Source organism: Paenibacillus sp. GCM10027626 (assembly GCF_042676285.1).
Lineage (GTDB): Bacteria > Bacillota > Bacilli > Paenibacillales > Paenibacillaceae > Paenibacillus_Z.
The window spans coordinates 1-23,493 of the sequence record NZ_JBHTHC010000040.1 but is presented as its reverse complement, the minus strand read 5'-3'; the positions used below and the strand labels follow the sequence as shown (position 1 = coordinate 23,493).

The 23,493-nt window shown below is 54.5% G+C and carries 13 protein-coding genes; 12 read left to right on the top strand and 1 reads right to left on the bottom strand.

Annotation, left to right across the window (positions count from 1 at the left end):
* Window positions 1-151 precede the first annotated feature (151 nt).
* The gene (locus ACFQ0N_RS36975) at window positions 152-3,502 is read right to left on the bottom strand and encodes a GH36-type glycosyl hydrolase domain-containing protein (protein ID WP_379335315.1); all 3,351 of its coding nucleotides are present in this window, start codon (window positions 3,500-3,502) and stop codon (window positions 152-154) included.
* 623 nt (window positions 3,503-4,125) lie between these two features.
* On the opposite strand from ACFQ0N_RS36975, the gene ACFQ0N_RS36970 reads away from it, so the two are divergent.
* The 12 genes from ACFQ0N_RS36970 (at window position 4,126) to ACFQ0N_RS36915 (ending at window position 23,046) form a co-directional block, all read left to right on the top strand.
* Window positions 4,126-5,532 (top strand): extracellular solute-binding protein, encoded by a 1,407-nt coding sequence (locus ACFQ0N_RS36970; RefSeq protein WP_379335313.1) that lies wholly within the window; start codon window positions 4,126-4,128, stop codon window positions 5,530-5,532.
* A gap of 96 nt (window positions 5,533-5,628) precedes the next feature.
* A complete protein-coding gene (locus ACFQ0N_RS36965) occupies window positions 5,629-8,694 on the top strand; it encodes an extracellular solute-binding protein (RefSeq protein ID WP_379335311.1) in 3,066 nt (1,021 codons plus the stop codon).
* On the top strand, window positions 8,691-9,596 hold the full coding sequence (locus ACFQ0N_RS36960) for a carbohydrate ABC transporter permease (protein ID WP_379335309.1): 906 nt from the start codon (window positions 8,691-8,693) through the stop codon (window positions 9,594-9,596). The genes ACFQ0N_RS36965 and ACFQ0N_RS36960 overlap by 4 nt, the downstream gene beginning before the upstream one ends.
* Before the next feature lie 34 nt (window positions 9,597-9,630).
* Entirely contained in the window at window positions 9,631-10,506 is an 876-nt protein-coding gene (locus ACFQ0N_RS36955; protein ID WP_379335306.1) for a carbohydrate ABC transporter permease, read from the top strand.
* A gap of 50 nt (window positions 10,507-10,556) precedes the next feature.
* Window positions 10,557-12,629, top strand: coding sequence for a YIP1 family protein (locus tag ACFQ0N_RS36950; RefSeq protein ID WP_379335304.1), 2,073 nt, complete (start codon window positions 10,557-10,559; stop codon window positions 12,627-12,629).
* Window positions 12,616-14,922 carry a DUF5696 domain-containing protein gene (locus tag ACFQ0N_RS36945; protein ID WP_379335302.1) on the top strand — a complete coding sequence of 769 codons (2,307 nt, stop codon included), beginning with the start codon at window positions 12,616-12,618 and terminating at the stop codon, window positions 14,920-14,922. Before ACFQ0N_RS36950 ends, ACFQ0N_RS36945 begins: the two co-directional genes overlap by 14 nt.
* Window position 14,923: 1 nt before the next feature.
* Window positions 14,924-15,805 (top strand): carbohydrate ABC transporter permease, encoded by an 882-nt coding sequence (locus ACFQ0N_RS36940; RefSeq protein WP_379335300.1) that lies wholly within the window; start codon window positions 14,924-14,926, stop codon window positions 15,803-15,805.
* A 5-nt stretch (window positions 15,806-15,810) separates the two neighbouring features.
* A complete protein-coding gene (locus ACFQ0N_RS36935) occupies window positions 15,811-16,797 on the top strand; it encodes a carbohydrate ABC transporter permease (protein WP_379335298.1) in 987 nt (328 codons plus the stop codon).
* 5 nt (window positions 16,798-16,802) lie between these two features.
* Window positions 16,803-18,125, top strand: a complete 1,323-nt coding sequence (locus tag ACFQ0N_RS36930) for a glucoamylase family protein (RefSeq protein WP_379335296.1) — start codon at window positions 16,803-16,805, stop codon at window positions 18,123-18,125.
* 80 nt (window positions 18,126-18,205) lie between these two features.
* On the top strand, window positions 18,206-19,201 hold the full coding sequence (locus ACFQ0N_RS36925) for a LacI family DNA-binding transcriptional regulator (protein ID WP_379335294.1): 996 nt from the start codon (window positions 18,206-18,208) through the stop codon (window positions 19,199-19,201).
* Window positions 19,202-19,297: 96 nt separating this feature from the next.
* Window positions 19,298-21,709: a beta-galactosidase gene (locus ACFQ0N_RS36920; protein WP_379335292.1), complete on the top strand. Its 2,412-nt coding sequence runs from the start codon at window positions 19,298-19,300 to the stop codon at window positions 21,707-21,709.
* 29 nt (window positions 21,710-21,738) lie between these two features.
* Window positions 21,739-23,046 carry a hypothetical protein gene (locus ACFQ0N_RS36915; RefSeq protein ID WP_379335290.1) on the top strand — a complete coding sequence of 436 codons (1,308 nt, stop codon included), beginning with the start codon at window positions 21,739-21,741 and terminating at the stop codon, window positions 23,044-23,046.
* The last annotated feature ends 447 nt before the right edge of the window (window positions 23,047-23,493 follow it).

Sequence of the window (23,493 nt, the reverse complement as noted above, 5' to 3'; positions counted from 1 at the left end):
GGGGACGCGCTGAAGTCGTAATCAGGCGGACCTACGATCCTTGCGGCAGAAGCGGGCGACTGTGAGTCATGCGGACAGACACAGGCGCCCAAAAAAAGCAAAAGCGCCGGGAATCGCACCGGCGATTTTGCTTCTCATTCTAACGGATGTCTTATATATAAATGTCGATCCGGTTCGAGTCGTCCGCAAGCAGCTGCCCCATCTCTCCGGCACCGATATGCAGCCCGCCCTGGCGATAACGGTTCGGCGCAGGCTCGGCTGCTGCCTCCCGGCCGTTGATGACGACCCGCTGTTGTCCTTGGCCGAAATGGTAGGTGAATGTGACTGGCTTTGCTCCAAGTTTGAATTCAAAAGAAAGTCCGTCCAGCTCGGCAGGCAGCACCGGGTCGATGACAAGTCCGCCGGCCTCCGGACGTATGCCGAGACAATTCGAGATCAGCTGATTCATGTAGATTCCGGGGCCGCTTGAATAGATGCGCCAGCCTCCCTTGACCGGCACTGCTCCAGATCGAAGCCGCTCGAATTGCTCCTGGGCTTCGTAACGGGTATTGAACTTGCCGTCCGAGCTGCTGAAATAGGCGTTGCTTTGCCTTCTCTCCGCATTGGGGACGACATCATGCAGGCCGACCGGGTTAATGGCGGCCAGACCGTTCCAGGCTTCATCGGCTTTGCCGAGCTTGGCCATCGCTTCAACGAAGCGGATATGCGCATGGACGTATTGCAGCCCGACTTCGCGCCCGAAGTTCGCCGCCTGCTCAGCCCGCTTGAAATGCGTGCTCGTGCCGCCGGTGTAGTTAGCTGGCCTGTCCATCAAGCGGACGCCGTCGGGGCAGAACAGCTTCTCTTTAATGATGCGGTAGTGGCGCTCGGCCTGCTCGGGTGTAAGCAACTCACCAATCATGCTCCGGGTCATCGGCAGCAGCCGATAACAGATGCCGGTTTTGTCATCTTCTGGATGAAGCATCCATTCGGGCTGTTCCGGATTTTCCAGGTAAACGAAGCCCGGAATGACGTCTGTACGCAACATATAGCGGTTAAAATCGGCTTCGATCCCGTCCGCCAATGCTTGCAGCTCGGCGGCTTCGGCGGCGTCCGCATCGGCGAGCGCCTTCGCCAGCCGGTTCAGCGTTTGATAGGTCAGCGCCACCGTCCAACTGCTGACCATAAATTGCTTGAGCTGCGCGTTCGCCGGCTGGAGCGTGTCGTCCCAGTCGCCGTCGCCGTAGGCGGACAAATGGGTATCATGCAGGAAGTGCCGTTTGATGTAGCCGATTTCTTTGCGGATGTGATCGCGGATCGAATACGCGTCTTCTGTAAATTCGAAGCTGCCGCGCAGCATATACGGCACTTTTTCATCCAAGAGACCGAAATCCTTTGTTGCCGCCAAATAATCGCCCAGCGCCTTGAGCGGCCAGACGATAATGTCGCCGTGGCTTTCTTCGGCCTGAATCGCGTAATACCGGTCGAACATGAACCACTGCGGCCAATTGCCGTCCTCGGCAAACTGATGGGCGTATACGGTCTTCACTATTTCTTTCACACTTTCATAGTTTTGGGTCGCCATAAAGTACTCGACCGGCCCTTGGCAGACGTCGCGGGTTCCCCAAGCAGCGCCGCCATATTGTTCGAGGCCATGCGGAGAAGAATAATGAACGAGCATATTATGGGTGTACCACCAGGCCAGCGCGTTTACCTTCTCCAGCTTGGCGCCGCGGTGCGTCAGCCGGAAGCCGTTCATTATCCGCCGCATAAACCTGCGGTAGCTTTCGATTTCGGCCGCCATCTCTCGCTCGGCAAGCGGCAATTCTCCACCTTGAATCAGCCCCTGCAGCGTCAATGTCCATTCGCATGCTTCGCCGAGCTTAAGGACGACGAGCGCTGCGGAATGCGGCGCGGCTTGGTTAGTGAAGATCCGCTCATCGGCGGCAGCGGCTTCGCAGCCGGCGACATGCAGCCGATAGACGAGATCGGGATAAGCCTGTGCGCTCAAAGCGTCCGAATCTGCATAGAACGAGAACGTTTGCCCGTGCTGTTCCATACGGAACGGCAATTCGTGCTCGGTAGCGTTCATCGCAATCTGATTGGTTACAAGATAGCGGTACGCTTTGCCGCTTGCCGAACGCAGATGGAGCACGGCCTCAGGCGTATCAACGGTCGTATAATTCGTAATGATCAGCATATCGTCCGCCGTTTTGTAATACCAGCGCGCATAATTGAAGCCAAGCTCGTACATGGACGGCATCGCCAGCAGGCGGTACACGCCGCCGGTCTCGACGTAGATGCGCTGTCCGGACGTTTTTATGACGTTCAGGGCGTTGCGGGCATTGGTCATCATTTTATTGAACGATGTATTGCCGACAACGACATGAGAATTAAAGATGCCGTACATAAAGGACGTGGAAGCGAGCACCGGTCTCTCCATGCGGTCGTTATTGCCGGTCATGATGATGTGGCCGTGCGGCCGTTCGACGAGCAGTTCCTTTTGCTTTAGCACGACATGCTCGTAACCGGGAGTGAAAAAAGACAGCAGCGTCTCGCCGTCCGTTTCCTCCTCGAGACGGTTCGGGAAGAACCTGTGGATCTCCTCTTGTGTCATCGCCTCGGTTTGCAGCGGCGCACCGAAAGCGCCGGAGAGGCTCACCTTATCGAGCTGCTTGGCTGAAGCGGGATTCGTATTCGCATTAAGCCGCTCAACCTCCTCCCAGGCGCCGGCAACTTCTTCTCCAAACGCCAGAGAGGAGACGGCTTCCGCGTGGTTCGCCTTGAACAGGCCATAAAAAACAAAGCGGGCGGAGCCTGACAATCGGGCGCGTTCCGACTGCAACGAGCTGTAAGCAAATTCATATTGGTACACTTCGCTGGCCAGTTTCTCCTGCATCAAGGCTTCCGGCTGATTCGTCTCCTTATAGGATAAACCGAAAAACTGAAATCCGTCCGTCGCATATCCTACCGTTCTGCGCAGCAGGCTCCCTTGCTGCAAATAAGGGAAGACGTTTTGTTGCGGCTGATTTTGCCGGGAACAGACGACATAGCCCTTCTCGTCGTCGTTGAATACTTTATGGTCGATGTATTGGGATAAATAAGCTTCATTGCTTTGTACGGCGCCTTTGCCTGCAAGCCCTAAGTCCTGGCCGTAAATGACATCTGCATCCACGCCGCTGCCTTGAACCGTCACATCCCAGAACCAGATATCGCGGTCCGTTAACGTAAGCCGAACCTGGTAACGAAGGTTTTCCTTGACACTGCCTTCCCAAATCACTTGCGAATCCGTATATGTAACCGTGCTGTCCGACTTCACGCCAAGCAGCGGCACAATATGCAGACCCTCCGGATAAAAGAGGCGCAAATAAAGGTTGTTCAAGGCGCCATCGATCGGATTGGCAACCCACTGGTTGATCATGACATTATCGTGCGCAGCCTCCAGCAGATCGCCGCTGTTCAGAAAGGTAAAGCGCAACTTCCCGGCCGTCAATTGAAAAGTATAGTCGGTTTTCGTTGTCATTGTCGTTCTCCTTTATCGCTTGAGCTTATTATTTAAAAAACTGATGTGGCGCCATTCCTCGCGCTGCAGTGCGGAAAGAAAGCAGCAGCGGAGAGAGAGTATGTAGCAATCTTTTTCGAAACGTTTCTAATCCTGTTCAGCACTTAATGCGTATCTTCAGTAATTATATTAGGGAGCCGCTGTTAGACGTCCTTTTTTCGAAACGTTTCGATTATCATTATACGTTAAAGCGCTGATAGTTACAATTTGTTTCTTCAACTTCCAGGGAGTTCATGAGACAACATAAATTTTAGCGATTTTTAAGGAAAAATTAGGGTTGATTTCATTTATTGCCTATGGTAAATTTTAAATACAACAAAGAGAAACGTTTCGATACCGTCAGAACTTGAAAAGGGTTCCAAAAAATCTACATTGCTATACTAGCTTTGGAGATTACAGAAAAATGAATATACCGATCATTAATTTCGAAACGTTTCGAATCATCTGTTTTCCGCTTTTGAAAGGGGGATGCTGAGGCGGATTTTATTAGAAAATGTAAGGGTTTTCATGGGGTTGAACCGATTTTGCGGTTGTACAGCAGAAACGAAAGTGAAATTCACGGAACAAAAGGAGAGCGATGCAAGATGAAAAAAACATTTGCCTTAATGTTCGTCATCATACTTAGTTTTACGCTCACGCTTGCCGGATGCGGCGGAAACAATGCGCCTGAAAAAAGCCCCGAGCCTGCCAAGACACCGGAATCGAATGCGAACGCCGGCAAGCAAACGGAAGGAAACGGGGGAGCCGTGAAAGAAGGCGATCAGGGCGAGAAAGAGACCGTTACGCTCAAATGGGGCACCTGGATGGGCGATGAAGAAGCGGCACGCATTATTGAGGCGTTCACAGCTACACATCCGCATATCAAAATCGAGAAGGATCCGGCCGTTACCTGGCCATGGAACGAAAAGCTGGCTGCCGTCGCGGCGGCAGGCGAATTGCCGGACGTGATGTGGACGTTTGGCGTGCCGGTAGCGGCTGCCAATGGCTGGCTTGAGGACTTGACGCCGTATTTGGCTGCCGACGAGGAATATAAGGCGGGCAAGACATTTAAAAACCTGGATGATACGGCCAATTATAGTGGCAAGCAATACGCTCTTCCGCATACGCTGCTCATGTTTGCCGTCTTCTTGAACCTGGATTTGTTCGAGAAGGAAAATATTCCGGTGCCGTCTGCGAACTGGACGATTGACGAAATGCGCGATGCCGCGAACGCCTTGACTAAATTCAATGATCATCAGTTTGGTTTCGGCAATCTGAAAGCGATGCGCGAGACGCTCGCCGCTTCTTTTGATCCTGCGCTAGGCTGGAATACGTGGGACGGCAAGCAATACAATTTTACGAATCCGGCATTCAAGCAATCCGTTACCTATCTGGACGACTTGCTCTATTCCGACAAGGTCGCTTTGGACATCTACAAAGGGGAAGAGAAGGATCAGTGGTACGGCAAGGGCAAAAGCCCGTGGATGCTCGGCAAGGTCGGCATGCAATATGACGGGACGTGGATGATTGCGGGAAGCATCAAAGAGGCGAAATTCAAATGGGATGTCCGACCGCTGCCCAGCTCCAAGGGCTCGCGCATCCCGCTCATTACCGACTATGTAGGCATTGCCAAGAGCTCCAAGCATAAAGAGGCGGCGTTCGAGTTTGTTAAATGGCTGACCTTCTCCAAGGAAGGCTGGATGGAGCGGATGAAGCCGGAATGGCCGCTCGGCACGACTCCGCTCATTAATGACGAAGACGTGTGGAACGCTTATCTTGGCAGAGAGGATATGCCGGCAGGCATGAAAGATTTGGTCGGCATGATTCCGGAAGGGTTCGCCGATCCGCTCAAATGGCTGCCCGGTTATGATGACGCTCTGAAAATCTATCATGAAACCTTCAAAAAGATCGATGAACGCGAAGTGAAGCTTGAGGACGTTTCAGCAGATATGGAAAAGCGGATGAACGATACGTACAAGGCTGCGGCCGAGCAAATTGGCAAAGCCGAGTAAGAAACGGCAAGCAGCGTGAGAACATGGTTCTCTTCTCTGGAGGGAGGAAGAACCATATTCTCGCTATGAGTTCACCTCGAAGAGGAGCAAAGAGCGATGAAGCGAAAAGTGCCGGTATTATTGCTTATCATATGCATGTTGACGGCCTGCCTGGCGGCCCTGCGGCCGCCGGCGGCTGTAGCCGATCCTGGAACGGATACGAAAAGTATGCTGGACAGGTTATTCGGCAAAGAAGAGAGCGGCGATGCCGCCCAGCCAGCCGAACGGGGCGGACAGAACGGCGGAGCGGCAGCCAAAGACAGGCAAGCTTCGTTTAAACAGCGCGTGACGGAAGAGAATTATATGCAAACGGCTGGGAAATGGCAGGCGGATGGGGTGGCCGATGCTCCTCCATTCCGTGCAGTCATCCACCCGCGCGAGCTGTCTGCAGGCAGTGGCAAGGCGCCGCTTGTTCCTGTTTCGCAATCGTACGGTTATGGTGAAAAGGCAGCAGAGTGGAAGGGGAAGACGCCGGAAATCCGTTTCACGGTCGACGTACCGGCCGACGGATTGTACTGCATAGAGGTTGATTATTTGGCCCTGCCGGGTAAAATTGCCCCGGTAGAGAGGGGCATTAAGATTAATGGAAAATACCCTTATTTCGAGGCGAGGAGGCTCGTATTTCCGCGACAGTGGAAGGACGAGTCGGAGACGTTTCAGCAGGACCAGCTCGGCAATGAAGTATTCTCCAAGCAGATTGAAGTGATTAATTGGCAGACTTCGCGTTTGATGGACGCAAGCTATATGTTTGACGAGCCGCTGAAGTTTTATTTGAAAAAAGGGAGCAACAGCATTGCGCTGACGTATATACGGGAGCCGATGCTCGTCGGGCGAATCGGCGTATATTCGCCGGAAACGATTCCGGATTATCGGGAATATGCGCGCATTAGCGGGGAATCGCCGGCGGATATACGCGCCCTGGCAGCTTATGAGGCTGAAAAGCCTTATGTCAAGTCGGATTCCTATATTCAGGCGACAGCAAGCGCCGACATTAGCGTTGTACCGAACCGCGGCTCCTCCATCTCGCTTAATACATTGGGCGGTGACAGCTGGAAACACGGCGGTCAAAGCGTTACATGGAAAATTGATGTCGAGCAGAGCGGTTATTATGAGCTGGCATTTAAATATACGCAATCCTTTAAAGTGAACATGCCTGTATTTCGCAAGCTGCTGATCGACGGCAAGGTGCCGTTTCGCGAAGTGGCCGCATATGCGTTTCCTTACGCTGCCGATTGGGAGAACGAGGTGCTCACGGATGCGGAAGGGACGCCGTTCAAGTTCTATCTCGCCAAGGGCGAGCACGAACTGACGCTGGCGGCCAATCCGTCGCCTTATCAGCGGGTGAATCAGACGGTACGGGATGCGATGAAGGAACTGAATGATCTCAATCTGGAAATCAAGATGGCGACCGGCAATACGCAGGATGTATACCGGGACTGGGATATTACCGAACAGATGCCGGACATCGCCGATACGTTGAACAGCATCGCCGGCAGATTGCGGGCGGAACATGATTATTTGCGCCGACTGAGCGGAACGAATCCCGACGATGCGCGGCAATTAATCATCAGCGCCGAGCAACTGGAGAAGCTGGCGCAGGATCCAGCGTCGCTCCCGGTCCGGTTCGGGCAGCTTTCCGAAGGCTCGGGCTCGGTAACGCAGAAGCTCGGCGACTTGCTGCTGACGCTGCCGAAGCAGCCGCTCCAGCTCGACCGCTTCTATGTGTATGCGAACGAGAAATTGCCGCAGGCGAGAGCTGGCTGGTGGCAAAAGGCCACTTCCATCGCCAACAACTTTTTTACTTCGTTTACGAAAGATTATACGCAAGTCAGTCCGGCCGACGATGACACGTTGCGCATATGGGTCAATCGCCCGCGGCAGTACGTGATGCTTATGCAGCAGCTGGCCAACCAGACTTTCACGGAGCAAACCGGCATTAAAGTGTCGTTGTCCCTTATGCCGAACGAGCAGAAGCTGATCCTGGCCAACGCTTCCGGCGCGTCTCCCGATGTGGCGCTCGGCGTCAGTGAGAAGTTTCCGTATGAATTTGCTTTAAGGGGCGCCCTGTCCGATCTTAGCCGGCATGAAGATTACGCTGAAGTCGTGCAAAGGTTCGCGCCGGGAGCGATGCTGCCGTTTATGTTTGACGGAGGCGTCTATGCATTGCCGGAGACGCAAAATTTCTGGGTGCTTTACTATCGCAAGGACATTTTGGACGCCTTGAACCTGAAAGCGCCCGAGACGTGGACGGATGTGCTGCAGACGCTTCCGGATTTGCAAAGGTACGGGATGAACTTTTATGTGCCGCTGGCCGATGCGGGCGCGATGAAATCGTTCGCTCTCACCTCGCCGTTCATCTATCAACAGGGCGGAGAGCTGTTCGCGCCGGATGGTACGAAGACGGTCATCGACAGCGAGCGGGCGCTGGACGGGTTCAAAATGATGACCAGCCTGTTTACGATTTACAACATGCCGTTGCAAGTTCCGAATTTCTATAACCATTTCCGCAGCGGCAAGCTGCCGATCGGCATCTCTAACTACAACACGTATGTGGAGCTGTCGACTGCAGCACCTGAACTGAACGGTTCGTGGAAGATCGCTCCGTATCCAGGCATAGCCGGCCCGGACGGCGAAGTCGTCCGTTGGGCGCCGGGCACGGGCCAGGGCGCGATCGTGTTCAAGGATAGCGACAAGCAGCAGCAGGCTTGGCAATTCGTCAAATGGTGGACTTCGGCGGAAACCCAGACCGAATTCGGCAACCTGATCGAGACGATCTACGGACCGGCGTACCGCTGGAACAGCGCTAATCTGGAAGCGTTCAGCCAGTTGCCGTGGCCTGAGGAAGATTTGCAGGTCATTTTGGAGCAATGGAAATGGCTGAAAGATATTCCGCATATTCCGGGCGACTACATGCTGGACCGGGAGTTGAGCAACGCCTGGAACAAAGTCGTCTTCGACGGCAAAAACCCGCGGAAAACGATCGAAGACGCCGTCGTACTGGCGAACCGGGAAATTATGAAGAAGCTGGAGGAGTTCGGTTATGTCCGGAACGGACAGGCGATCCGCAAATTGAAAGTGCCTACGATTGAAGAGGTTACCGCTGCGAGGGGGGATGCGAAATGAAGCCGGCCATAAGCAAAGGCGTGCGAAGAGAGCTGGAAGCGATGTTTTTTCTGTGGCCGTTTATCCTCACCTTTACACTGTTTATCGTCATTCCGGTTGCGGTGGCCATTTATTTATCGTTTACCTATTTTAATACGATTCAGCCGCCAACGTTCATCGGGCTGAAAAACTATGTCAATCTGCTTACGCAGGACAATGTCTTTATGATGCATGTGCTGCCCAACACGCTCAAGTTTTCGCTGATCGTCGGACCGGGCGGGTATATTTTATCGTTCTGGCTGGCGTGGCTGCTGGCGCAAATACCGAAGCGGTCGCGGGCCGTGCTGACGATGATCATCTATTCCCCGTCCATGACCGCTGCCGTAGCGATGGCCGTCGTCTGGCTCGTCGTCTTCAGCGGGGATGCTGCCGGTTATTTGAACAGCTTGCTGCTCGGGCTCGGCATCATTCATGAGCCGATTCAATGGACACAATCGCCGCATTATCTGATGTATATTATGATCGCCGTTACGCTCTGGAACAGTATGGGCGTCGGTTTTCTGGCGATGCTGGCCGGCATGCTTAACGTTAATCAGGAGCAGTACGAAGCCGGTTATATCGACGGCATTAAAAATCGGCTGCAGGAAGTATGGTACATTACGATTCCGTCCATGAAGCCGCAAATGCTATTCGGCGCAGTCATGGCCGTCGTCGGCACTTTTCAGGCGGGCGATATCGGGGTCACGCTCTCGGGCGCCAACCCGACGCCGCAATATGCCGGGCAAGTGATCGTCAACCATATCCAGGATTACGGCTTCATTCGCTACGACATGGGGTATGCTTCGGCCGTATCGGTAGTGCTGCTGATCATTGTATACGCGCTGTCCAAAATATGCTGGCGGTTGTTTGACGAAAAAGACTAGTTGAACAGACTTCTCATAAAGGAGGGAGCAGGCGATGGGATCTTTTCAGGGCAACAAAATAAACCCTTCCAGACTGCACCGCAGCCAATTGAAATATTACGCGGTTCTGGTTCCGTTAGCTGCGTTCATGATATTACCGATCGTCTTCATGTTCTCGCAATCGCTGAAACCGATCGGCGAACTTTTTCTATATCCGCCGCGTTTCTTTGTGGAAAACCCGACATTTAAAAATTTCTACGATCTGTTTAATGTGACGAGCGCCACTGTCATCCCGATGACCCGGTTTCTGTTCAACAGTCTGGTCGTCACCGGCCTCGTCGTCGTACTGAGCGTCGCGATTAGCGCCATGGCTGGCTTTGCGCTGTCAAAGCTTGAATTCAAGAGCAAAAAAATTGTGTTTGAGGCGAATGTCATCGCGCTGATGTTCGTATCGGCCGCAGTCGCCATTCCACGCTATTTTGTCGTGGAGACGCTGGGGCTGACCGATCATTTGCTTGGCCATATTGTTCCGCTGCTGGCGATGCCGGTCGGGTTGTTTTTGATCAAGCAGTTTGTCGATCAGGTTCCGAACGAGATCATTCAGTCAGCCTCAATCGACGGGGCAAGCAACTTTACGATTTTTCGCAAAATTATTGTGCCGGTCATTATGCCGGCGCTAGCGACAGTAGCGATTCTTTCCTTCCAAATGGCCTGGAACAACACGGAAACGTCTGAAATTTATATGAACAAGGAGACGATTCGCACATTTGCGTTCTATATGACGACGCTAACGGGCAATCTGGATAACCGGGTAGCCGGTCAAGGCATAGCAGCGGCGGCCGCTCTACTGATGTTCATCCCTAACCTGATCATTTTTATATTTATGCAGAGCAGAGTGATGGATACGATGGCGCATTCGGGGCTCAAGTAGCGCGCCCTCGCGATCTGTCCGCTGTGCCACAAATTTTTGGGAGGACAAGTATGGCCAAAATAAAATCCGTTCTGTTAGCCGCGACCGTAATCGTCATGCTCCTGCTGCAGCCGGGTGAGGCATCCGCGGACGCCCCATATGTGACGTTTACGATCAACCATAGCGGGGAACCGATCATGACGCAGAGCGCCTATTTGCCGACGGGAGTCGTCGACGGCTTCGACATTGTCGAGCAGGATGCGAAAAGCGGGGGGACGAAGAGCGTTCCCTTATCGCGCCCGGAAGATTTGTTCATCGACAGCCGGGACCGCGTCTATGTAGCCGATACCGGCAATGCAAGAATTGTCGTATTTGACGCCTGGGGCAATTATTTGCACTCCGTCGGGCGCGGCGTTCTGAATAAGCCGACGGGCGTGTTCGTCGACGAGCAGGGTTTAATCTACGTCGCCGATTACGGTCATGAAAAGGTGTTTATTTTCGGTGCGGACGGCGCTGAAATCCAATCGTTCGGCAAGCCGGACTCACATCTGTTCGGCAAGAACAACCCGTTCAAGCCGACAAAAATTATCGCCGACAAGCGCAAAAATTTGTTCGTCGTCGGTGAAGGGACGATTCACGGTCTGATTCAAATTAGTCCGGAGGGCGAATTTCTCGGCTACTTCGGCGGCAACAAGACCGGCTTTAGCCTGAAGAAGCTGCTGGAGCGCACCTTCTATACGAAGGAACAGCGCGAGCAAGTCATGAAGCAGCTGCCGCCGTCGGCGACGAATGTCGCGGTCGACAGCGAGGGACTTATTTATACAAGCACGGTCGGCACGCGGACCAACAGCATTAAAAAGCTGAACGTCGCCGGCAAAAACTTGCTGATGGACGTCTGGTCCTATCCGGATATTGCCGACATTACGGTCGATTCGCTCGGCAATGTCTATGCCGTCGACAGCTTCCGCGGCCGCATTATTGAATACGACCGGGACGGGAACATTTTATTCGTATTCGGCGGCACGGATACGGGCAGCCAGCGGCTCGGGCTGTTCAAGGCGCCGAGCGGCATCGGTGCCGCTTCGGACGGTCGGTTGTTCGTTCTGGACAAACAGCGCAACAATATTCAAATTTTGAAGCCGACGGAATTTACGAACACGGTGCATGAATCGCTGTTCTATTATATGGACGGCAAATATACGCAAAGCGAGCGGCCATGGCTCGATGTGCTGCGGCTGAACAGCATGTTCGATTTGGCCCATACCGGGCTGGGCATGGCGGCGATGAAGCAGGGGCAGTTCGAAACGTCGCTGGAGGAGTTTCGCGTTGCGGGCAACAAGGAGGAATATTCGAACGCCTTCTGGGAAATCCGCCGGGCATGGCTGATGGAGCATTCCTCAGGCTTTATGATCGGCGCGGCGCTGCTGATCGCCGCAATCGCCCTGATGAGGAGGCTGCACCGGAAAAACGGTTTCGCACGGCCGCTAGTCGGCGGCTGGCAATGGTTCAAGCGGCGCAAGCTCGTGATGCAGTTGCTGCATACGTTCCGGCTAATGCGGCATCCGGTCGATGGCTACTACGAGCTGGAGGCGGAAGGGAAATCGTCCGTCCTGTCGGCGACGCTGCTTTTACTGCTGCTGTTTGCCGTCCGGATGTTCGAGCTGTACCAGACCAGTTTTCTGTTTGCCGACTGGGATGTTAGAAAAATAAATATTTTGACCGAATTTTTGAAGGTGTATGTACCGTTTTTCGCCTGGGTCGTGTCGAACTATCTGGTCAGTACAATCAACGACGGCGAAGGCAAGTTCAAAGATATTTACAAAGGATCGGTTTATGCGTTCAGCCCGTACATCGTGTTCGCCGCGCCAGCGGCCGTCATGTCGCAGGGCTTGACGAAGCTGGAGGCCGTACTCTATGACTTCGCCTCCGCCGGCATTGTGCTGTATTCCGTCTTTTTAATGTTCATGATGGTGAAAGAAATTCATGGCTACGAGATCGGCCAGACGATTAAAAATATTTTTCTGACGTTGATCGGGATGATCATCATGGCTTTGCTCGCCTTTATTCTGTTCGGTCTTTCCAATCAGGTGACAGACTTCGTCGAATCGATCTTCCAGGAGGTGATGTATCGTGTCGAACGTTAAGAAGGCGGCAGGCATTGCCGTAATAGCGGCATTGCTGTTTGCCGGCCTCTCGTCCTGGGTCGTCGGGGAAGAGTGGCAGCCGGACAGGTCGGAACGGCTGAAGGCAGGCGCGGAAGACCGGGAAATCGAGTACAAAATAAACCGTTTCACGGCGCCGGAACCCGAGCAAACTGCGAAAATCGCTTCCCGGGCGATTCCGGCGGACTACAAGCTGGTCGCCCGCAGCGACAATCTGGAGTTGTATGCCGACAGGCAATTGCAAGGGCTGATGATCAAAAACCGGCAAAGCGGCTACGTCTGGAGCTCCGTCCCCGAAGAGGCTGTCCTGCAAAGCGAGAAGCTGAACGAGGAGTGGGGCTCAGCACTTCGTTCCCCGTTTCTGATCGATTATTTCGACGCCAGCGCCATAAAAAAACGGGGAAATTACCGCGGGCTGGATGGCTCCACCGTGCGGGTCGAACAGCTCCCGGAAGGGATCAGGGCGGTATATGAGCTCAAGCGGCTCGATATTACATTCGCGATCGAAGTGAAGCTGGAGCGGGATGAGCTCGTCATCCGGATTCCCGATGCGGATATTGCGGAGAATGGCGGCTTCAAGCTGGCCGCGATCCAGCCGTTTCCGTTTTTCGGCGCGGTCCGAAGCGGCGATATACCAGGCTATATGCTGATTCCGGACGGCAGCGGCGCACTCGTCCGTTTTCAGGCGAAACATCCCCGTTACGATCAGGGATATACCGCCAAAATATACGGCATGGACTACGCGGCCGAGTATTCGGAGCTGTGGACCGTCAATGAACAGCCGGTCATGATGCCGGTATTCGGCATGGTGCATGGAGCGAGGCAAAATAGCTTTATCGGCATCGTCGAGGACGGCAAATATTCGGCTGCGATTACCGCTTCCCCGGGCGGCGTCAACACGAATTTCTATTGGACATCGCCGCAATTTGTGCTGCGGCACGCCTACTTCCAAGCGACAAGCAAAAATATGGGCGGCTTCAATAGCTTCCAGGCGGAACGGATTCGCGGTGATCTTCAGGTGCGGTATTTGTTCCAGCAAGATGAGGCTGCCGATTATGTCGGCATGGCGAAAGCGTACCGCTCCTACTTGCTGGAGCGGGAGATGTTAACGCCAAAAGCGGCGGCTTCCGGCGATATGCCGCTGCAGCTGCAAGTGCTGGGATTGGAGAAAGAGCCGGGCCAGCTTGGCAGCAAAATGATCAAGATGACCAGCTTCGAGGAAGCGGAAGAGATCGTCCGCGATTTGCGGCAGAAGGGCGTCCGAAACCTCGCCGTCATCTACAGCGGCTGGGGAACCGGGGGAATGAGCGGCAGCAGCCCAGACGTCTTTCCGGCGGCGGCCGAGCTGGGCGGCAGCAAGGGGCTCAAGCGGCTGCAGGAAAAATTGAAGGTTGACGGCATTCCGCTTTATTTGTACGCCGACTATACGAATGCTTATGGCAGCAACGGAAATTTCCGGCCAAAAGCGGACGGCATTCGCACGATCGACAATAAAGTGATGAGCGACAAACGTTATTTATGGCTTGATGAGGAAAGCAGCGGCGATCTGGACATTTATTTCATGAATCCGTCCGTTGCGGCGAAGATTGCGGCTAAAGACGCCAAACGGTTCAAGGACCTGGGCGCCGAGGCGCTGGCGATCGGCACGAGCGGCTGGATGCTGCTGTCCGATTACCATCCGGACCATCCACTCACGCGCGCGCAGGCGGCCGGCGAATATGCCAAGCTGGCCGACGGGTTGCTCGGGACAGTCGGCAAGCTGGCGTTTTACAGACCGAACGATTACTTGTGGAAGTATTCGCCGCAAATGTTCGATACGCCGCTCTATTCGTCGCAATATATGTTTGCGACCGATACGGTGCCTTTTTTGCAAATCGCTTTGCACGGCTATATCGATTACTTCGCCCCGGCAGCCAATTACAATGCGAACCCGCAGGAGTATTTGTTAAGAATGGCGGAGTACGGCGCTTACCCGTCCTTCATTGTGGCGAACGAGCCGTCGTGGAAATTGAAAAATACACTCTCCAACTATCTGTTCACTTCGTATTACAGGGATTGGAGCGAAGAGATTGCCAGCACTTACACGAAGCTGAACGAGGCGCTGAAGCAGGTGCAGGACGCAGCGATCGAACGGCGGACAGTACTGGATTGGGGCGTGGTCGAGGTAGTGTACTCGAACGGCATAAAAATTGTCGTCAATTACAGGCAGAAAGACATCGCGTATGAAAATCGTACGGTGCCGAAGATGGATTTCATCGTGACGGGAGGGGAGTAAAATGCTGCTGCGGCTGATCCGTAAAAAACGGGAGATGTTTACCGGGTATATGTTTATTTTGCCCTGGCTGATCGGTTTTTTACTCTTTATGGCCTACCCGATCTATTTTTCCCTGAACATGAGCTTCCATAAAGTATGGATTACTTCCGACGGGATCAAAAAAGAGTTTGTCGGCTGGGACAACTTCCGCAACGCCTTTCTGTCCGATCCGAAATATATGGAAGAAATCGTTACGTTCGGCAAGACAGTCGTGTTCATGATTCCGATCGTCGTCGTGTTCGCGATGCTGGTGGCGCTGCTGATCAACCAGCCGATCCGGCTCAAGGGGCTGTTCCGCGGGATATTTTTTCTGCCTGTCGTCATTACGAGCGGCGAGGTCGTGAAGGAGTTGTTTTCGCAAGGAGCGGCCTCCATTCCAATCGTCGAGCGTTACGGCATTATTAGCTTTATCGAGGAAAATTTGAGTTCCGCCTGGTCGGAGCCGGTCATTGCCATCATTCAGCAGCTGATCGTCATTTTATGGTATTCGGGCGTGCAAATTTTGATCTTTCTCGCCGGCCTGCAGAAGGTGAACAGCCAGATTTACGAGGCGGCCTCGATTGACGGCGCGTCGCCATGGGAAATTTTCTGGAAAATTACGCTGCCCAGCCTCAAGCCTTTTATTCTGGTCAATATTGTCTATACGACGGTCGATTTGTTCACCAATGCGCTGAACGACGTGATTGCACTCATCAAAGAGCATATGTTCAAGGTGAATACCGGCTTTGGCTATGCGACAGGGCTCGCGTGGATTTACTTTCTGCTTATTTTCGTCATTTTGCTCGTCGTATTCGCCATCTTTGGCCGCAACGAAGATTACAATCCGAGAAAAGCAGGGAGGTGAGCGGCATGAAGACGGGAATCGCCGCGCTGCGGCAAGCGGCCAAAACGGCGAACAAATCCGCAATCTGGAATTTGGGTTATAAAGTAAAACGTTTTTTGCTCGGCAGGCAAGGCAATGACGGCATTATTTTCAAGATTGTCGTCTATGGGCTGCTGATTAGCATCGGCTTCATTTATTTGTATCCGATCTTTTATATGCTCTCGCAGAGCTTCAAGAGCCTGGACGATCTGCTCGATCCGACGGTTATGTGGCTGCCGCGGACGCTTCATGTGGACAATTTCACACGGGCATGGGCTGTTCTCGATTTTCCGAAAGCTTTCGGGGCATCGCTGACGAACGCCATTTTGCCAGCGGTGGCCCAGACGGTATCATGCGCCTTGGCCGGCTACGGCTTCGCCAGATTCAAATTTCCGGGGAAGACGCTGCTTTTGGTGTGCATGCTGATGACGTTTATTATTCCGACGCAAGTCGTTATGATTCCGCTCTTTCTGCTGTTCAAGCAATATGGCATACTCGGTTCGCCGCTGCCGTTCATCGTGCCGGCAATTTTTGCCGGCGGCATCAAGAGCGCGCTGTTTATTTTGATTTATTTGCAATTTTTCCGCACCGTGCCGAAGGCGCTGGAGGAGTCGGCGCAAATTGACGGGGCCGGGCCGTTCAAAACGTTTATGCGCATCATTTTGCCGATTTCCGTGCCGGCGATCGTCGTTGTGTTTCTGTTTTCGCTGGTATGGCACTGGAATGAAACCTATATGTCGTCTCTTTATTTGGGGGAGAGCATGCGGACGCTGCCGCTGATGCTGCAAATGTTCGATCAGGCCTACTCCCAGATGTATTCGAGCAGCTCCGGGGCGACGGAGGCCGTCAGCATTAACGAGTCGATCAAGCTTGCCGGCACCGTGCTGATTATTTTGCCGCTGCTTGTCTTGTACCTGTTCGCGCAAAAATGGTTTGTTGAAGTTGTCGATAAGACGGGATTGACAGGAGAGTGATGGCGATGAAGACGGGCGGTCTGAAGCGGCAACTGCTTGCGGTTCTGGCGGTGCTTGCCGCCGCCGCGCTGTCCGGATGCTTCGGGGAGACGCGGCGGCATCAAGAGCAAGCGCAAGGGCTGCCGGCCGCAGAGGCACTGCTGGACAGGGAAAGCCGCCTCAGCTTCGATTTTTTCTGGCAGGAAGCGAATACAGACGAAGGCAGCGACGGATACGGGTTAATCCGCGACCGGGCGCCGGGCAATCCGCATGTGAGCAGCATCGCTTCGGTCGGCTTCGGTCTGACCGCATTAGCCATCGGCGCCGAACGGAAATGGGTCGGCAGGAAGGAAGCGGAGGAACGGGCGATCGGGACGCTCTCGACGCTGCTTGAGCGCGCCGAGCATGTGAACGGCTTTTTTTATCATTTTCTGCAGATGGACACTGCCAGGCGGACCGGCAACAGCGAAGTGTCGATCATCGACACGGCGATCGCCCTGAACGGGGCGATTACGGCCGGCGAATATTTCGGCGGAGAGACGAAGCAGATCGCCGAGCAGCTTTACCGCAGGGTAAATTGGGAGTGGTATCGCGATCCGCAGCAAAATATGTTCTATATGGGCTACAGCCCCGAGGAAGGATTCCAGGGGCATTGGGATTTTTACGCGGAGCAATTGATGCTTTACTTTTTGGCGGCAGGCTCGCCAACGTTCCCGGCCGATCCGGATATGCTGTACAGCTTCGTTCGGCATACCGGCTCTTACGGCGGCGGAGAACCGTTCATCCACGCCTGGTTCGGCTCGATTTTTACGTATCAGTTTTCGCATGCCTGGTTCGGTTTGCAGGGCAAAAGCGACAAGGAAGGCGTTGACTGGTGGGAAAACTCCATCCGCGCGTCGCGGGCGAGCCGCCAGTTTGCAATCGATCAGTCCGGCGTTTACAATACGTTCGGCCCCGCTGCGTGGGGGCTTACCGCTTCCGATGCGCCGCACGGCTATGAAGGGCTGTACGGTGCGCCGCCGTCCGGCTACAGCAACGATGCGCACCGGGTGGACGGAACGCTTGCACCAGCCGGCGCGCTCGGTTCAATCGTCTTTACGCCGGAGGAATCGCTCGCCGCCCTGGAGCATTACTATAACATTTCTGAACTGGTTGGCGAGTACGGTCTGAAGGACGCTTATAATACGGCGAGGTCGCCTGCCTGGTTCGCGGCCGATGTGATCGGAATCGATAAAGGAATTACACTGCTTATGGCCGAAAATTACCGGACCGGGTTTGTTTGGGAATGGTTTATGAAAAATAAATATGTGCAACATGGGATGAAGGCGGCCGGGGTGACGGAGAAATAGACAATTCCTGCAAATCGGGATGCATGCTATAATAATATATTCGAAACTCCACCAATTTCGTAACGAGGAGATCCGGCACAATGGCTACGATTAAAGATGTTGCCAAACTGGCAGGCGTATCGATCTCAACGGTTTCATACGCCTTGAACAACAACTCCAAAGTCAGTCACAAGACAAGACAGAGGATTATGGAAGCGGCCCATCAATTGAATTATCAGAAGAACGGCATCGCCAGCGATTTGAAGCGAAGCAGCACGCGGACCATTGCCCTTATCGTGACCGATTTGGCCGGCCCTTATTATGCGGAGCTGGTGCGGGGCATACAGGAAGTGACGCTGTCCAAAGGGTACGATTTGCTGGCTTGCAGTTCGGTTGGGGGGGACAATTCCACCGCCGTGAAATTTTTGACGGAAAAGCGGGTAGACGGCGCGATCGTGCTGGCGTTCAACATCAGCGAGGATATTATTGCCCGTTCGGCCAGAAAGGAGTTTCCGCTCGTCTTGCTTGACCGGAAGGTGGAGAGCGAGCATGTGGTAAGCATCGAGGTCGACAACGAAGACGGTTCTTATCGGGCGACCGATTATTTGATCAGACAAGGGCACCGGGACATCGCCTATATTAGCGGAATGGCCGTAGACCGGCTGCATCTTATGCGGCTGCGCGGGTATGAGAATGCGCTGCGCGAACATAGGCTTGACGGCATGAAGCGGCTGCATCAGTTCGGCCTGTTTACCCGCGACAATGGGTACAACATGACCAAAATGCTGATTGCCCAGGGCAATATGCCGACGGCGATCATGTACGCCAATGACGAAATGGCGATCGGCGGCATCAAGGCTTTCAAGGAATCGGGCATCCAGGTACCGAACGACGTAGCTGTCGTTGGCTTCGACGATATCGAACTGGCGCAATATGTCAGGCCTGCGCTGACAACGGTCATGCAGCCGAAGTATGAGCGCGGCGCCTTGGCCGCTCACCTGATCTTTCAAATGCTTGAAGGGCAGGAAGTAGACCCCTTCTACAAGCTGCCGACACAGCTTGTGCTGCGCGAATCCGTACAGAAGAAGAAGGATTGAGGAAGGGAGGCGAGCGGTCCGGTACGGGGACAGTCGCTGCTTCCGCCATCAAATCGAAACGTTTCACTTCGAAAAGAGTCGAAAGGGGAGTTCCCTTTGATCGAAATTAGAAATAAGCAAATACGGATTGACGGCAAGCCGGTTCTTATTATGGCTGGCGAAGTTCATTATTTCCGGCTGGAGAAGCGGGACTGGCAGGACCGGCTCGACAAACTGAAGGCGGCCGGCATGAATGCGGTCGCTTCCTATATCCCGTGGCTGTGCCATGAGCCGCAGGAAGGGGCGCTCGACCTGGACGGAACGGTGCGGTCCGAGCTTGATGTAGGCGGATTTATCGACTTGTGCCGGGAAAACGGGCTTTATTTCATCGCCAGGCCTGGCCCGTTCATTATGGCGGAAATGAAAAATGAAGGGATTCCATACTGGGTCTGCGAAAAGCATCCGGAGCTTGCGCCGGTTACCTGGGACGGGCGCCCAGTCAGCACGAGCACGATTGACTACATGGCCCCTTCGTTTCTTGAGCAGACGAGAAAATGGTACGCCGCTGTCATGCCGCTGCTGGCCGCGCGGCTGCATGGCCGGGGAGGCAACGTTATCGGCGTGCAGCTGGACAATGAAATCGGCATGCTGTCATGGGTCAGCAATTCCCCGGATTTAACGGATGGCGTGCTGGACGATTTTGCCGGATGGCTGAAGCGGGAGTACGATGCGGAGACGCTGGAGCGGCGCTATCCGTTTTCGCTCGCCCGGCCGGAGGGCAGAAACCTGGCCATCCGTAAGCCGCAAGAGAGCTATGCCGCGGAGCTGCGCTGCGATCTCGGTTATTATATGCGCGGCCGCTTTGCCCGGTATGTGGCGGAGCTTCGCCGATATGCGGAGGAGTTCGGCGTAACCGGCGTTCCGTTTCTGGTCAACATTCACGGAACCGGGCACGGGCGGGGGCTGACTTACCCGATCGGCATCAGCCAATTGTACGAAGCGTATACGCAAGCGCCGGGATATTTGTCCGGCTCCGATCTTTATTTCGGCGATTTGACGATGGACAACTTTCAGGATCTGTATATCATTAACGGCTTTATGGATGCGGTTCATCTTCCCGACCAGCCGCTCGCCTCGCTTGAGTTCAACTGCGGCGACGGCAATTTTGGCGAAACGTACGGCGGCCGTACAGACCCTTCCGCGATCGATTTCAAGACGCGGATGTGCATTGCGCAGGGCAATCGGCTCATCAATTTCTATCTGTTTTGCGGCGGCCGCAATTATCGGCTTGATTGGAGCCCGGGGGACGGCAATGACCGGATCGCCTTTACCGGCGAGCGCCACGGCTTCGCGGCTCCGGTTGATCCGGAAGGCAGGCTGAACTATACCTATCCGCGAATGGCCCGGGTAAACAGGACAGTGATGGCGGCAGCCGACAAGCTGGCGGCGATGGAAGAGGAGCGCGATGCAGTCGCTTTCGCCTTTATACCGGACTATTATATGACGGAGTACAGCTATCCGGGCAGCGAGCGGATGCGGCGAATCGCGGGCAATCTGGAGGCGAACCGCGTGGGCGCGTGGGAAATTATGGGCCGGGCCATGCTGCTGGCCGGCTACCGCTTCGGCGCTGTCGATGTGCAGAACAGACCGCTCGACCCGCAAGAAACGCCTGTAATCGCGCTTCCCTCAGCTGCTTATATGCATGAGCGCGTTCAGCGGAAGCTGGCCGACTATATGCGCGCAGGCGGAAATATATTGTTGTACGGAGAAGTCCCTCTCTACGATATGGAGGGCCGACCGTGCTCTCTGCTGGCCGAGGCGCTTGGCGTCAGGCCGCTCGGCAGCCGCAGCGGCGGTGAACGCTACTATTTGTCGCTCTGCGCGGACGGCTGGGCCGCACCGCGTCCGGAGGTGCGCTCCCATTATGCGCAGCTGTTCGACGCCGGCGATGCCGTGCCGCTAATGCGCGTCTACGGCACAGACGAAGTGTGCGCTTTCGAGGCAAGCGCCGGCCGGGGAAAAGCGATTGTGTTCGCCCATGCTTACCGCTGCGACATTGCGCTGTTCCGGACGGCGCTGGAAAGGCTGGGAGCGCCGGCTTCGCTCGTCCACGATTGCCCCGATCACGGCATCTTCATGACTTCAACCGCCAACCGGGAGGGCGAACGGTTCATACATCTGCTCAATTTGGATGGATTCGACAAACAGTTCTGTTTGTACGAGCGGGGAACGAAGCTGCTGGATGGCCGGCGTATTGAATTGGCGGCCAAAGAAGGCGTCATGCTGCCCTTAAACGTTGCTTGCCGCGGCGGAGTCAAGGTCGTGCATGCAACGGCGGAGATTGCCCGGATGTCCGCAGATTCGCTGACCTTCAGGCTGACTCAGGCGGAAGATGTGATCGTGCTGGAGACGGCGCGAACGGTTATCTCGGACGCCGATTATATAGTCGAGAGCGGCGGAGGGATGCAGCGGATTGTCTCAAGGAAAAATGCGAAAGCGGATGACCGGCTGACGGTTCATTTCCGCTGACTGTGATGATTGCAAGGAGGACTTTTGATATGAACAGCATTACTGAACATTATGCTTATTTGTCTGCAGAGGTAAAAGCTTTCTTCGATCGCCAATACCGCGATTCGTATGCGCTGCTGGACGCTTGCCGCCATCCGCATACCGGCCTGTATGCCGACGCTTATATGACTTTCGGCGGCAATCCCGACGGCCGCTGCTCGATTGCGGCTACTGGAGTCGGCTTGATCGGTCTGTGCGTCGCCGACCTGGAGGGCTGGGACACACAGGCGGCGGAAAAGGCGCGGGTTACGCTGCGGACTGTTTCGGGCGAGTTTGACGGCTGCCGGCCTGCGCGGGATACATTCACCGGCTTCTTCGCCCATTTCGTCGATATGGAGACGGGCCGCAATCTCGGCTCCGAAATTTCGACGATCGATACTGCTTTGCTCGTGGCCGGCGCGCTGTTTGCCGGGCGGCACTTTCGGGAGACCGCCCCGGACATCGCCCGCATGGCGCATGATCTGCTGCGGTCGATCGATTGGCGCGTCATCGTGGCCAATAAAGAAAAGGGCATCATTAATATGGTCGTCAAGAATGGGTTGGGAACGGCTCCGCTGCCGGCTTATAATGAGTATGTGATCGTTTCGTATTTGGCGCTGCTTGGGCAGCCCGAGAACCGCGACATCCGGGAGCTGTGGCACAATCATTTTGCGGAGGAGCGGATGCGGCATTTGCCCCAAGCGCTGTACCGCGACATTCCGGTGCTTACCGATTCGGCGGAGGGGCGGCGGTTTTTGTCCTCATTCGTTCATCAGTTTCCATTCTATCTTGTTCCGGAATACGCGAGCAGTCCGGCATACCGCGAGTTCTTTTCCAATGCGTGTCAGGCCGACCGGCTGAAATGGAAGGAGCGTAGCGACGTTCCATCTTATGTATGGGGATATGGCGCCGGTCCGAATGACGGGCTGCATGGCGGCTATCATGCGGACAAAATCGGGGAATCGCCCGGCCATATCGCCTCGGCTTACATCGTCGCCGGTTTTTTGCCGGTATACCCGGCGGGAATTTACGATCTTTATGCCCTGTACAGGCTGCATATCCCTTATGATTCGTACGTCAACCCGGCAGACACGGAAGACGAGCACAAGTGGAAAGCAGCTTATAAATACGGCCTGCACAGGTATTCATGGTGGCATCTGGCGCAGCCGGACCGCTGGTATCCGACGAAGGTCACGCTGATCGACTGGAGCTCGATGCTGTATGGGCTTGCCGCTTTCAAGCGGGGGATGGTTTTCTTCACAGACCGGCTTTCCGGGCTGGAGTCGGCGGAGACTGGCGGTACGTCGACTGCCGGGTGAGCAATGTTATTTGGAAACGGGAGCATGTTTGCTTGAATCTTGACTCGAGCAGATGTGTGCCCGTTTTTTGATAGAAGGACGTACGCATATTTGGCGAAGCACGAGGAACGACACGCATTTTCTCCCTCTCGTCACGACGTTGACGAGTGGGGCTAACGAACCTGAGACACGCTATTGGCCGATAAATCGGCTTGCTCAGCGTGTAACGAACCAGACACACGTTATTGGAGGGAAAAAGGCGGGGAAGCGGCCAATTTTCGGTGAATTACGATCGGTAGATTCGTTACAGCCCACAAGGCCCGATTTTGAGCCGAATAAGAGTTGTCAGGTCTAAGCTTGACCCACATCAGTTCCATGAAATTCCAGCAGACTATTTGTGGAGTAGAACCTGCTATTTAGGCGCTTTTAGGCAAACCATATTCATTGAGTATTTCCAACGAAAAACTT